The sequence below is a fragment of the Herpetosiphon geysericola genome, assembly GCF_001306135.1.
Lineage (GTDB): Bacteria > Chloroflexota > Chloroflexia > Chloroflexales > Herpetosiphonaceae > Herpetosiphon > Herpetosiphon geysericola.
Map to the genome: position 1 here is coordinate 68,134 of NZ_LGKP01000007.1, position 13,827 is coordinate 81,960.

A 13,827-nucleotide genomic window follows, 5' to 3' on the forward strand; every position below is an offset into this window, starting at 1 on the left:
CGATATATCGGCTATCGCTCAGCATAAAAAAATATTAAATTCAGCTTGCTTGAATTAAAATGTTATAGCAAAATCCGTTCGAGGCGTTTACGAATGCGCTCAGCAGCGCTACCATTGCCCAACATGAGGTAGATGTCGATTAAACGTTGGTAGGTTGGCTCGTGATACGGGTCGTAGCTCAATAAGCGTTCTGCGTAGGGGATGGCCTCGGCGGTTGGGCCATAGGCCAGCAATAATTCCAGATACTCGCTGGTTGCGTTGACAAATTGAGTTAAGGCTTGCTCGCGCCAATCAAGCACCCATTCTGCGTAGGCAAGATCGCTCAGCAAATCATCCTGATAGATTGCCAAGGCGCTTTGATAGGCATGCAAGGCGGCGGGCATGGCTCCTTGCTGGCGATGCTGGGCCGCAGTTTGCAGCAAACTCTGAAATTGGGCATAATCGGTGGTAATGCTGGCCTGCGGATTGAGGCGCAAACCAGCAGCTTCACTCAAAATAAAGGCCGAATTAGCGCCGCCGCTGCGTTCTGGCTCCAGCACATGGAGCAAGGCATTGAGGGTTACGCGCAAGGCTCCATCTGCTGCTTGATGCTCAAGCTCAGGCCAAAGCTGCTCAATCACCGCTTCGCGGCTAATAATTCGCGGGCGTTGCAGCAGCAACAACGCCAATAATTGGCGCGCCTTTTCGCGTGCCCACGCACTAGCATCAACCAACTCTGCGCCACGCCAGAGCTGTAAACTGCCAAAAAGCTGAATCTTAAGCGAATAGGCTGGGCGTTGGCGAATGCTGGTCAGGCTTTGTTGGGCGATTTTGCGCTGTTGGGTTGAAGCTTGTTTAACCACCTCCAACAAGCGTTCAATGCTTGCAGCCGACCCATACAAGCCCAAAAGTTGCAACATCATGCTTTGTTGCGCAGGCAACTCGGCATATAATTTCCAGCAGATGGCTTCTATAGCAGCGCGATCACGCTCAGCTAAGAATTGGGCAATTCGCTGGGGCGCAATCCCCGTGCGTAAGCCCAATTCAACCAACAACGTGGTCAAAATCAAGGGCGTGGCATTCATATGGCGATCGCCATCAGTCAAATAATCACGCCAAATTATGGTGGCTTCGCCAATTAACTGTGGGCTTGGCTGCAATTGCCAACGGCTAGCAAGCTGCACGAGGCCAGCGCGCAAGCGCAAAATTGGCGATTGAGCTGCCTCAATCATGGGCTTGGCACGATCCAAGGCCGCCAACGCGCGGCGATATTCGCCACAGCAAAACCATGCTTGAGCCAACATCAACCACATGCGCGGATCAGCGCCATACAACGCATCATCGCGAATCAGGCCGCGCTCGCTGCTGGTTGCATCGTGCTGCGCCAGCTTAACTTCGCCCAAACTGGCCCATGCAAACGCACGCAAGGCCAACAACCGATGACGCATAATCGAGGGCAATGGCTCATCGCTTGGCTGCAATAATTGTTGAATCAAACGCTCAGTCGTTGGCCGATCGGACTCTAGCAAGGCAAGCCCAAGCTTGGTTCCGCGTGTTTGCAAACGGGTCAAACGCACGCCATAGCGCTCACTCAGCAGACTGGCCTGATCAGCCAAATCTTGGGCGAGCAAGCGATCTTCAGGCGTCGAGCGGCTCATCAAACAGGTTGCCAAGAGATCCAACAAACTCATGCGCATGGCTGGCTCGGCCTGCACTTGTGGGTGTTGCAACCAAGCTTCGATCCATTGAATACCTTCATTCGGCAAGGTCAAAATCGTATACAAGCCACCGACCACGCAAGCAGCCACCCATCGCCAAAAGAAGGGCAATTCACTGTGGGCCAAACTTTGGGCCGTCGCCAAGGCCTTGAGATAGCGCCCACGCTTGATCTGAAACAGCAACAAGGGAAATTTCAATAAATCACGCCGTTGGCGATACCAAACAAAACTTTTGAGGCTAAAACTTTCGCGGGCAGCGGCAAATAGCGCTTGCTCATCGCCCTGCCAAAAATAGATTAAGCATTGTTCGCCAACCACCTGAAAGGCCTCGGCGTAGCGTTGTTCAGCCCGATAGGCTTGGGCCGCCAAGGCCAACGTTTGGGCCGCCAACACCGGATCGTGTTCGCGCAAGGCCAAGCCATGCAGATGCAATAATTCGCCACTTTGGCGCTCGTTGGCTGGCAATTGTTGCAACCAGTGCAAGACTGGCTGCTGCTGCGCCAACAACGTCAAGCCAGCCTGTTTAAGTCGCGCAACAACCTTTGACCATTGGCCCAAGCGACACCAGAGATCGAGCGCAGCTTCATAATGCCCCTGCTGATCAAACCAAATTGCCGCTTGAGTCAACAATTGCTCGACTTCGGCCAACGGCTCTTGGCGCACAACCTCCAGCCAAAACGGCTCAAAGCGCCACCAATCGTCGTGGTCGGGCACAACAAACAGGTTGTATTGCCAAATACTGGCCGGATCAGGCGCGGCCATCGCTGTTAGCACTGCTTGATTGAAAAATGGCAACTGAGCAGCAAATTGGGCAGTTCGGCGCACAGCAGCGGGCAATTGGGCTAAAACATCTTGGGCCAAAAAAGCGCCAATCGTGCCTTGATAGCTATGTGGTAGCGCTCGCCACAAGCGCAAACCAGCAGGCCAGCCATTGGTTGCCTGCCAAGCAGCCTCACGTTGGCTCGGGTTTTGGCTGGGCAAGAGTTGAGCAATTTCAGCAGCACTCAAGCGCAGCTCAGCGGCATTGAGTTGACGATATTGGCCACGCGCCGCCAAACTAGCCCAATCAAGCTGCGGCAATTGGCGGCTACTTATCACCAGATGCACGTTGGTTGGCGCAAAACGCAGCACTTCTTGCAACAGCTGCCAAGCGCTGGCCTGCAACTGTTGGCAATCATCAAGCACCAAAGCAATGCGCCGCGGCGCCAAGGTTGCCCAACAATCAAACAAATCGGCCAAGCTATTAATGGGCTTAATCAGCGGAAAACGGCTTGTGGTCAGATTAATCAGCAGGCGCTGAAGTTGTTCGGCCTCGGTTGGGCTATTCAAGCCATACCACAAACAATCGCCGCCAAGCGTTTGCTGCATCCACTGGGCCAGAATTGTGGTTTTGCCATAGCCAGCCGCCGCCACAACCACCGTCAAGCGGCATGTCCAACACGCCTCCAATTGGGCTTGAAGGCGTGGGCGGTCGATCAAATCGTCATTCAGTTGCGGATAATCAAATCTATGCTGCACAATTGCCAGTGTAGCATAAAAGCCAGCTTACTCCTCACGCAACACATGCAACGGGCGCCGATGGGCTGGGCGCCAAGCAACCGCCAATGCTGTCAACAAGGCAAGGCCAATCGAACAACCAAAAATCAGCAAGCCAGGCATGAAATCAAGCCCCATTTTGGCTTTTGGCTGGAGCGTGTTGAGCACAACAATTGCAATCCACACCGCCAGCATCCCAAAGCTGCCAGCAATTAAGCCAATCAAACTATATTCCATGCTAATGCTGCGCAGTAAATTGCTCGTGCTATAGCCAACCGCCTTGAAAATGCCCATTTCGCGGCGGCGCTCAAATAAGGCCAAACCAACCGCATTTGCAATCAGCACCACGCCTGCAACAAAGGCCAAGCTGGCCACTGCTATCGCAAACATGCCCAACGATTTATAGAGCATTTGAGTCGCGTTATACAAGTCAACTTCGTTGTAGACAAAGGCTTGGGGCAGCGCTTGATTAACTGTGCTGGTTACCGTACTCAATTGATTAATCGGCAAATTCAGGATATAGATTGAACTACCGCGCTTGACGGGAAGTTGCTGCAGCGCTGCTGGACTGATCACAATTGGGCTTGATGCTTGGCTACCAGTGGCATCATAGCGCCCAACCAACCGCAGCTTCTGATTTGAGCCAATGACTGCAAATTCGCTGCCAAGTGGAATATCGCTGAAAAACCACGTTTCAAACATCATCTCATCAACGCCAGCTTGCCATTCGCCCTCAGTCAATTGCAGGTCAGCAAGTTGATCGCGACTACGAGCAGCAGCCTGAATCGGCCCATCTTCGCTATCAGGCAACGCAATGGTAACCTCGAGCATGCGAATTGGCTCAAGCGCTGGTTGTTGCAGTTGCTGTAACATTGCCGCCACCTGAGGCTCGTCGCTTGGTGCAGTAATCATCCACAAGGCCCGCGTAAGATCAGTATTTGGGTCGGCCCGCAGATCAAGCTGTTTTTTGACCGTTAGCAAGGCCGTTGCCGAAAAGCCAATCGTAAAGACGCCAATTGCTAAGGCGATAATTGCAAACGTTGCTCGTTGGCCGTTGCGTTGCATATTGCGGCTGGCCAAACGCAGCCAATAACCAGGCAATGGTATTTTGGCAACCAACCACAAAATGCCCTGAAACAGCCAATTAAGCAAGGCCAAACCAACCAGCGCGCCAACAAACACGATAATCCCAGCCCCAAATGAACCCATGCTGATGCTGGCAACCAAGGCAAACATTGCTCCCAAACCAGCATATAACCCAAGCATGGCGCGACGGGTGGTTGGGTTCACCTCAATTGGGCCAGTGCGCAACAACGAACCAGGCCGCACAGCATTGGCCTTAATAATCGCCACCATGCCAAAAATCAAGGTTGTCGCGATGCCCAAGCCCACTGCCGCCGCCAAAATGCGCCAATCAACCACCGTTGGCAACATAAAGGCACTGGTGCGTTCAAACAAACCAGTTAATTGATCGCCAATCAATACGGCGGCAAGCGCCCCAAAAATACTGCCAATCAAGCCAAGTAAGGTCGTTTCTAAGCCAAACAAAAGCAGCAATTGCGGGCCTCGGTAGCCCAAGGTTTTAAGGATGGCGATTTCGTTGCGGCGACGAGCTAACACCACTTGCATCGTGTTTGCCACCCCAATCCCGCTGACGATCAAGCCCAACACGCCAGCACCACGCAAGGTCATGTTGAAAAAGGCAGCTGTATTCGATGGCTCGTTGCTCACTACAGAAACCAACCAGCCTGCTTGCTCTAAGGCAGCAACTTGCGGGCCTTGCTGGCCCCAAACTACCCGCACCGAATTCAAAGCAGCTTTGCCATCCAGGCTATTCGCAGTCTCAAGGCTGAAAAATAAACTATCGGCGTTCATATTTGGCACTCGATCAACGAAGCCGACCAATTTGAGCCGCTTTGGAATTGTCCCTTGTTCAAGCAGCATCACCAACTCTTGGCCAAGCTCCAAATCGTGCTGCTTGGCCAAAACCTCACTTAGCACAACTGCATCAGGTTGCTTGAAGAGGTCAGTCATGGTGGCGTTGGCTGGCTCGCTCACATGCAACTCACCAAGCAATGGATAGGTTGCGGGATCGATTCCATAGCCGATGCCGCTAAAAATCACATGATCGGCGCCAGCCGGCTTCAGCATACTCGGCAGAATCGCCGAATAGACCACATAATCGCCAATCACGCCAGTTTGCTTGAGCTGCTCAAGTTGGGCTTGTTGCTCAGGGCCAATCGGGCCGTCGGGCCAATTGAGCGAGGCATCACCGCCAGCGCTGACTCGATTTTCAACAAAGCTTCGATTAATTGCCGTGGATAAACTTTGCATCGCACCAAGTGACATCACGCCAAAGGCGATGCAGATAATTGCCAAGAACGTGCGCTGGCCGCCTAAACGCAACGAGCGCCAGGCATAATTAAACGCAAATCGCAAGCCCATTATTCAGCCCTCGCGCTATCATGGCGAATCTGGCCATCAACGAGGTAGAGTTGGCGATCAGCGCGGGCTGCCACATCAGGATCATGCGTCACCATCACAATCGTGATATTTAATTGGCGGCGTAAATCGGCAAATAAGTCCAGAATTTGCTTGCTGGTGGCGCTATCCAAGTTGCCAGTTGGCTCATCGGCAATCAGTAACTGTGGCGTTGTGACCAAAGCACGGGCAATTGCAACCCGTTGTTGCTGGCCGCCAGAAAGCTGGGCAGGCCGATGATCGCGTCGATCGCCAAGGCCCACCAATTCGAGCATCGCCTTGGCGCGTTGGCTAATATCGCTGCGATTGCGATGCACAAATAACGGGGCTTCAACATTTTCTTGGGCGGTCATGGTTGGAATCAAATTAAATGCTTGGAACACAACGCCAATCGTTTGATTGCGCAAACGGGCCAATTGTGGCTCACCCATGCTGGTAATATCGACATCATTCAAGCGCACATGGCCATGACTCGGCGTATCGAGGCCCGCCAAAATGCCAAGCAAGGTCGATTTGCCCGAGCCAGAAGGGCCAGTTAAGGCGACCCATGAGCCACGGGCAATTTCCAACGAAATATTGTTCAAAATCGTCAGGTTGGTTGTGCCGAGTTGAACGGTATGCGAAACATCGCGCATTAACGCTACTGGTGCAGTAGCCGAAGGTGTTGCAAGCATGAAAATTCCTTAAAAAGAACATAGAAATTGGGGATCGGAGTTTAACGCAGAGGCGCAGAGGAAGGAAGTAAGGCTCTGGGCTGGTGGCTAGCAGAACATTTCTACGTTCAATAGCCAATAGCCTTTTTACTCCCTGAACCCCGATCTCCAGTCCCCAACAACCGATCCCCGCTCCCTCGTTATTAGGCCGCTTGAAGCTGGGTTTGGCGGGCTAGTTCAGCCAAGGCTTGGGCAATTGTTTCTGGCTGTTCGAGGCGGGCAACCGCATGCGCGCCAAGATCGAGCCAAAGTTGGTGTTCGTTGCGTGAGCCGTTGCTCAAAACCAAACTTGCAGGGCAGCTTAGCCATTGATTTAAGCTTTTGAGCGCTGCCAAGGGATTAATATTCAACATAGCTGCATCAATAATCACGACATCTGGCTGAAGGTTCGGCAACAAGTGCAAGGCCTCAGCATGGGTGATATCGGCAACTAATTCATAGGCTGGGTTGGCTGAAATTAAGCTATGCAGCATTGCACGACGACTAGCGATGCTGATTGTGGCAATAGTTAAGTGTTGCATAAAGCCTCCTTGTGATGAGCTTTAGCATAGCTCGCAAGTGTTACCGGAGTATCACGAACCTGTCGCAAAATTGTCGCAAAGCTCGCGCTTGACACAACTCGCAAGCGTGGCTATTATTTGAGCAATCGCAAATGACGTTGAACAAGATGAGTAAATTATTGGTTCCCGCCAGAGATTGGGTGTCGGCGGCTGAAAGCACCCTCGGTTGAGCAATAATTGAACGTGGCTTGGAAGTCGATCAACTGAATTTCAGTAAGTTGGTTCGGGTGCGCCCGTTATCGCGCTCATGAGTGATGTTGCTGCGGCAACATAATCAAGGTGGTACCACGAGTTTCCTCTCGTCCTTGTTGGGCGTGGGGTTTTTGTTTTTAGCGGCAAGTTGCAACGAGGGAATTGTGATGGAAGCAACCAATTGGCAGCATGCAGTTGCCCAAGCCGTAGCGCAAAACGATCATCAGCGAGCCAAACAGGTACTGGCTGGGGTTATTCGCCAAAATCCTCAAGAACGTGAGGCTTGGCGCATTTTAGCCACCATCGTGACAGATGCCGACCAACAGGCCGAATGTTTGCGCCGGATTGCAGCAATTGATGCAGCAACGCCAGCAATTACGCCATTGGCTAACAGACTAAGCATCGAGCCAACGCCAAGTCCCGAGCGCCGCATCCTGTCGATCGCCAAAAAGACAATCCCGCTGGCCGATGCGCAACCTACAACGCAACTAGCGCCCAGCGCTGGCCAAACCATGCAGGCCAATAGCAAAAAAACTATCCCGCTGGCTGATGCGCAGCCAACCATGCAGCTCGCAACAAGCGAGATTAAAACAACGCCGCTTTATGCAACCCAGCCAACGACTGAGCTTGGGCCAAATACTGACAACGCGGATCTGCCAACCCTGCGCTTGAGCCAGCCAACAGCGGACAAAACTAAGCGGCCCCGTTCGTTGCCCAAAACACTGATGCTGCTTGGCGCCAGTTTGTGTGGCATCGGGTTGCTCATTTTGCTAGGCCTGCAACTCTGGCCTTTATTGCAACCAAGCGACAAAACTGCTGCCAATGCAGAGCCGCAGCAAGTTGAGGTTGCGCTCAATATCGTGCGTTCTGGCGTTGGTCAAACGCCAATGACCGATCAGGCAATGGTTTATTTTGAAATTGAGAATCCCAGCGATCAAGCCTTATACAATGTTCCCTATACGATGACTGTGACTAGTCAAGCGAATAAAGTGCTGAAAAATACCAATACGATTGAATTATTGCTGCCAAAGCAAAAAATTGTCGTAACCGATGGGGTTTTTACTGGTATGAGCTTTCGCGCCAAAAGCGTTGAAGTTAGTTTAGGCAATGGCTATCCAATCGAGATTAAGCAATCTACGCCACAAATTGAAGCCAACGTATCAAACACAATTGATCTCATTCACTTTGGGCGCTTACAAGAAAGTTTTGGCAAAGAGTATCATGCCTATCCGATTAACCCAATTGCAATGAATCGCGACCTAATTAGTGCAACCAGTGTTTCGCTCTTACTTTACGATGCTGAAAACAACGTTATTGGCGCAGGTTCCGGTTATATCGATACGATTAACAGTAAAGCTACATACAACGCTAATCGCCGTGATGAAACCATTATTTATCCTATTATCTGGGGCAAAACTGCAATCGATCGGGTGGAAGTTATCCCAGCATTTAGCTTAGCACCATTTGATCAAAAGCCACCAATCAAACCAAAAAAGCTTGAATTAGACCAAATGTGGCTTGGCGAATATATTCCAGCGGTTGATCCACCGCAGCATATTTTTGGTACAACTGAATATCCATCATTGCCGCCAACCTCTGGCTATCACGCTCCTGTTCCAGCTCAATGGGGTCGTTACGATGATTTTGTGAGTGATGAGGCAATGGTGCACAACTTAGAACATGGCGCAGTGCTGGTTTTTTATAATCCGCAACTGATTACGCCAAGTGAGCTTGCCCACTTAGAAGCAACCTTTGATAATCTCTATCGTCGCGATCATCATACAATTTTCCAAAAACGCTTTGATTTGGATGCTACGGTAGCAATGACCGCCTGGGAATATCGTTTGATGCTGCGCGATAATGCAAATCTCGATGCAGTTAATACATTTTTCAGCGAGCATATTGCTCGTGGCCCTGAATGCGTAAACCTACGCTGCCCTAATTAATTCTAGTTTGAGGTTAGAACTATGCCATTAAATGAGCATTTACAACGGGCTTTAGCTGGAGCCGATCTCGGCCAAGCCTACGAAGCTGCCAAGGTCGAAGAGCATCTGTACAAATGGTGGGAATCGGCGGGCTATTTCAAGCCAACCGAGGCCAATGGCAAAGACCCATTTGTGATTGCGATTCCGCCGCCCAACGTGACTGGCGTGCTGCACACTGGCCACGGCTTGACCAACACCATCGAGGATATTTTGACCCGCTGGCATCGCATGCTCGGCCAACCAACCTTGTGGGTTCCTGGCACCGACCACGCAGGCATTGCCACTCAAAACGTGGTTGAAAAGCAATTGGCGAAGCTTGGCAAAACCCGTCACGACCTTGGCCGCGAGGATTTCCTCGATGCAGTCTGGGAATGGAAGGGCCGTTCGCACTCGACAATTACCAGCCAAATTCGCCGCCTTGGTTCGTCGGTCGATTGGCAGCGCGAACGCTTTACCCTCGACGAAGGCTTGTCGCAAGCAGTCGTTGTGGCCTTCAAGCGCTTGTACGACGATGGCTTGATCTATCGCGGCACACGCTTGGTCAACTGGTGTCCCCGCTGTCTCTCTGCAATCTCGGATCTCGAAGTGGTCTATCGCGATGAGCAGGAGCAAGGCAATTTGTGGCATATTCGCTATAAAGTTGCCAGCGATTTGAACGATACCGAATGGCGCATCAGCGAAGGCGATCAATCGATTACGATTGCTACAACCCGCCCAGAAACTTTGCTCGCCGACGTGGCAGTAGCCGTGCATCCCGACGATGAGCGCTACGCCGATTTGGTGGGCAAATTTGTGGTGCTGCCAGCCTTGGGCCGCCAGATTCCCATTATTGCCGACACGTATGTCGAGCGCGAGTTTGGCACTGGGGCACTCAAAATTACCCCAGGCCACGATCCAAACGACTATATCGTTGGCCAACGCCATAGCTTGCCAATTCTCAACATGCTCAATCTTGATGCAACGATCAATGCTGAAGGTGGCAGCTACGCTGGCCTCGACCGCTTTGAGGCACGCAAGCGCTTGGTCGCCGATTTGAGCGAAACTGGCAATTTGGTTGAAACCAAGCCTCACTTGATGAAGATTGGCCGCTGCGAGCGCTGCGATACCATCGTCGAGCCGTTAATCAGCACCCAGTGGTTTGTTAAAACGCAACCCTTGGCCGAGCCTGCAATCGCCGCCGTGCGCGAAGGCCGCACCAAAATCGTGCCCGAACGCTTCAACAAAATCTATTTCCATTGGATGGAAAACATTCAGGATTGGTGTATTAGCCGCCAACTCTGGTGGGGCCATCGGATTCCGGTGTGGTACGGCCCCGATAACCAGATGTTTGTCGAGTTGAATGCTGCTGATGCCATGGCTGCCGCGACTGCACACTATGGCCAAGTTGTTGACCTGCGCCAAGACGAAGATGTGCTTGATACATGGTTCTCATCGGGCTTGTGGCCGTTCAGCATTTTGGGCTGGCCCGACGTTGAAAATCCCGATTTCAAGCAATTTTACCCAAACACGTTGCTCGAAACTGGCTACGATATTCTGTTTTTCTGGGTCGCGCGCATGATGATGTTGGGCCTGTATCTCACGGGTAAAGAGCCATTCGAATGGGTCTATTTGCATGGGTTGGTGCGCGATGAGCATGGCCGCAAAATGTCGAAATCATTGGGCAATCAGGTCGATCCGCTCGATTTGATTGATCAATATGGCACTGATGCGCTGCGCTTTACCTTCGCCACCTCATCAACGCCAGGCCAAGATTTTGCCTTGCAACCAACTCGTTTGGATTCAGCGCGTTCATTCGCTAACAAAATTTGGAATGCAACCCGCTTTGTGATTTCGAAGTTGGGCGATTTGCCACGCACTGCTGCGAGCAAAATAAGCGCCGAGAGCTTGAACGCTGAAGCCTACACCGTGGCTGACCGCTGGATTCTCTCGCGGTTCAATCGCTTGGCTGGCGATGTTGAGCGCTTGATGAATAGTTTCAATTTGGGCGAAGCTGGCCGCCAAATCCAAACCTTCTTCTGGGATGAATTTGCCGATTGGTACATTGAAACTGCCAAAATTCAAATTGATACTGGCGACGAGCAGCAGCAATTGCGCACTCGCCAAACGCTTTACAGCGTTTTAGAAGGCACCTTGCGCTTGCTGCACCCATTTATGCCGTTTGTCAGCGAGGCCGCTTGGCAAAAACTCAATAACAGCGAGCAAACCACGCCCAGCCCAGCTGCCTTGATTATCGCCGAGTATCCGTTGATCGATGCAGCCATGCTCAACGAGCAAGCAGAACGCGATTGGGAATTGGTTCAAAACATCATTCGCGGCGTGCGCAACGTGCGTACCGAAACCGGCGTGGAAGCAGTCAAATGGATCGAAGCCTTGATTGCTGGTGGCTCTGCAAGCGCCATGCTCAATCAACAAACTGCAATCATCAGCCGTTTGGCGCGGATCGCTCCCGATAAATTAATCATCAGCGAAAGCTTGGGCGAACGCCCAGAGCAAGCCACCACCTTGGTGATTTCGCCAGCAGAGGTGGTCTTGCCATTGGCTGGCATGGTCGATTTGGCCGCCGAACGCGAACGGCTCAACAAGGAGCTTGAACGAGTTGAGGCCGATGTTGAGCGCCGCCGCCGCAAGCTTTCTAACGAAAACTTTGTAGCCAAAGCCAAGCCCGAAGTTGTGCAAAAAGAGCGTGAAGCCTTGGCCGCCCAAGAGCTAGCCGCCACAACCTTACGCGAACGCTTGGCGAGTTTCTAAACGAGGGGTCGGGGTTCAGGGGCTGGGGATCGGTTCGTCCGTCCAGCCCCATTCGTTTTGATCCACGAAGAGCACGAAGAGCACGAAGAACATAAAGCATAGAGCGCACAAAGGTTTATTTTTCGCCACGAATTGCACGAATTGCACGAATACGTATTGTTTGCCACAGATTTTTGTGATGTTGTTTCTCTAAAAACTCATCATTCATCCTTTGGTTTAGCCACTAGCCCCATCAGCCCGCTCTTCTCTGTAAAGTATAAATGCCTATTTCTTTTTATAGCGATCAAGGGCTTGTTTTAGGATCGCAACCAACTGGAGTGCATTGGCTAAAATCGTATCAAACGTAGGTTGTTGATAGCTTTGAAGCTCATTGCTTAGCTGCTGTAGCAATGCTGTGAGATCATCACAATCAGCATGAATTGGGTCATTGGATGGAGCATGATCCTTAAGCTCTTTAGCGATCCGCTCAACTAATCCTAGCGCCTCGCCTACCTCGCGCCTCGTAAAATTAGCAATATGGTCATGATTGAGTGGATTAATAATGGTTGATTTGTAGAGGGTTACTTTTTGTATGAGGGTGCGATCTTGAATATAGCGCTGATCGGCACTAATCGCTTGCCAGAAATCTTCTAGTTTATCGGTATCGTAACGCACCGGGACTGAATATTTTTTGGCAAACTTTTTGAGCAGTTCTTCAAAACCTGAACGTAAATATACGCCTGCGGCCTTATAATCGTTTTGGGCAAAATATTCATTCGCTCGATCAAGATAGGGCTTACTTTGAATATTCAGCGGTTGTTCATGATCATTATGGACTGAATGATAAAGTTCTATAGTTTGCCAATCAGCATTATTATCAGTATTTTTAGGTATCTCAAATACATTTTTTAGTATTTCAAACCATGCTTTATCGTAGGTTAAACAAATGATTTGATAATCTTGATAAAAATATTCTTTGAGAATCCCAATAATTGGCAAACGATTAGCCATATCAAAACCAATTAGTACATCATCTAAAACCAACAAGTTAAGTTCTGTAGTTAAAACGGTTTTTTTAAGGCCAGCAAAATATACAGCTAATGCAATTGCCGAAAGTTTAGCCTCATTGAGGAATTCATGATAATTATTTATCAATTTATTACGATAACGAATTTTTAAATCAATTTCCTTACCAAATATCTCTTTTTTTTGTGGATCAAAATCTAATCCAGTATGAGTAAACTCTAAAGTAATCGGATATTTAAAGTGTTTTTCAAGGATCTCTTCAGCCATTGGTCGGATCAATTCAATATAATTTCGCAAAAGTTCGCTAAAATTATAAAGTTTTGATCTATAGGCTGTTCTTATAGAAGGTTTACTTTCTTCAATAGTAGTCCATAGTTCTTTAATTGATATTTTTTCAACTGGATCAACTACAACCCCTAGAATATCAATTATCAAATCAAACAAGTTTATCGCTTTACCTCGTTCTTTGGACAAATAATAGACCCGTAGAAGTTCTTTATAATCCAAGAAACGACTGCTAGTGAAGTAGCGGTTGAGTTGATGAGCATTATTCGGCTGACTAAATGCTGTCCATTCATAGCGTTGAATATAACTTGGATTAGCTTGATCAACTAATTCAAGCTTGATATAACCATCGTTGCTTTGGCTAAAAATATTTATGTGATCATTAAATTGGTGTTGATTCGCATTCAGCATATAGTAAAGCGCATGATACAGCGACGATTTGCCGCTGCCATTTTCACCATACACTAGAAAATGTTTACCATTAGTGTCAAAGTTATATTCTCCATAGAAAGCACGAAAATTCTTGAGTGCAATATGATTGACTCGTAGATTTTGCATATGTTCCCTCAATAATGCCATAATTAAGCTCAATGATACATTCGGCTATTGGTGTTTGTTTCAACCT

General features: G+C 49.8%; 7 protein-coding genes and 1 other annotated feature. Of the genes, 2 read left to right on the plus strand and 5 right to left on the minus strand.

Annotation, left to right across the window (positions count from 1 at the left end; all coding sequences use genetic code 11):
• Positions 1 to 62: 62 nt before the first annotated feature.
• The 4 genes from SE18_RS03240 to SE18_RS03255 all read right to left on the minus strand — a co-directional run bounded on the left by SE18_RS03240 (position 63) and on the right by SE18_RS03255 (position 6,948).
• Positions 63 to 3,215: a BTAD domain-containing putative transcriptional regulator gene (locus SE18_RS03240; RefSeq protein WP_054532984.1), complete on the minus strand. Its 3,153-nt coding sequence runs from the start codon at positions 3,213 to 3,215 to the stop codon at positions 63 to 65.
• A gap of 27 nt (positions 3,216 to 3,242) precedes the next feature.
• The gene (locus SE18_RS03245; protein ID WP_054532985.1) at positions 3,243 to 5,678 is read right to left on the minus strand and encodes an ABC transporter permease; all 2,436 of its coding nucleotides are present in this window, start codon (positions 5,676 to 5,678) and stop codon (positions 3,243 to 3,245) included.
• Positions 5,678 to 6,388, minus strand: coding sequence for an ABC transporter ATP-binding protein (locus SE18_RS03250; RefSeq protein WP_054532986.1), 711 nt, complete (start codon positions 6,386 to 6,388; stop codon positions 5,678 to 5,680). The genes SE18_RS03245 and SE18_RS03250 overlap by 1 nt, the downstream gene beginning before the upstream one ends.
• Before the next feature lie 182 nt (positions 6,389 to 6,570).
• The gene (locus tag SE18_RS03255) at positions 6,571 to 6,948 is read right to left on the minus strand and encodes a helix-turn-helix domain-containing protein (protein ID WP_054532987.1); all 378 of its coding nucleotides are present in this window, start codon (positions 6,946 to 6,948) and stop codon (positions 6,571 to 6,573) included.
• A gap of 128 nt (positions 6,949 to 7,076) precedes the next feature.
• Positions 7,077 to 7,297 (plus strand) — a binding site (T-box leader).
• A 49-nt stretch (positions 7,298 to 7,346) separates the two neighbouring features.
• Between SE18_RS03255 and SE18_RS03260 the strand changes: the two genes are divergently transcribed.
• On the plus strand, positions 7,347 to 9,125 hold the full coding sequence (locus SE18_RS03260; RefSeq protein WP_152976541.1) for a DUF3105 domain-containing protein: 1,779 nt from the start codon (positions 7,347 to 7,349) through the stop codon (positions 9,123 to 9,125).
• A 21-nt stretch (positions 9,126 to 9,146) separates the two neighbouring features.
• The gene (locus SE18_RS03265; RefSeq protein ID WP_054532989.1) at positions 9,147 to 11,912 is read left to right on the plus strand and encodes a valine--tRNA ligase; all 2,766 of its coding nucleotides are present in this window, start codon (positions 9,147 to 9,149) and stop codon (positions 11,910 to 11,912) included.
• A gap of 264 nt (positions 11,913 to 12,176) precedes the next feature.
• Here SE18_RS03265 and SE18_RS03270 read toward each other — a convergent pair whose 3' ends face one another.
• Positions 12,177 to 13,760 carry an ATP-binding protein gene (locus tag SE18_RS03270; protein ID WP_054532990.1) on the minus strand — a complete coding sequence of 528 codons (1,584 nt, stop codon included), beginning with the start codon at positions 13,758 to 13,760 and terminating at the stop codon, positions 12,177 to 12,179.
• Positions 13,761 to 13,827: the final 67 nt, after the last annotated feature.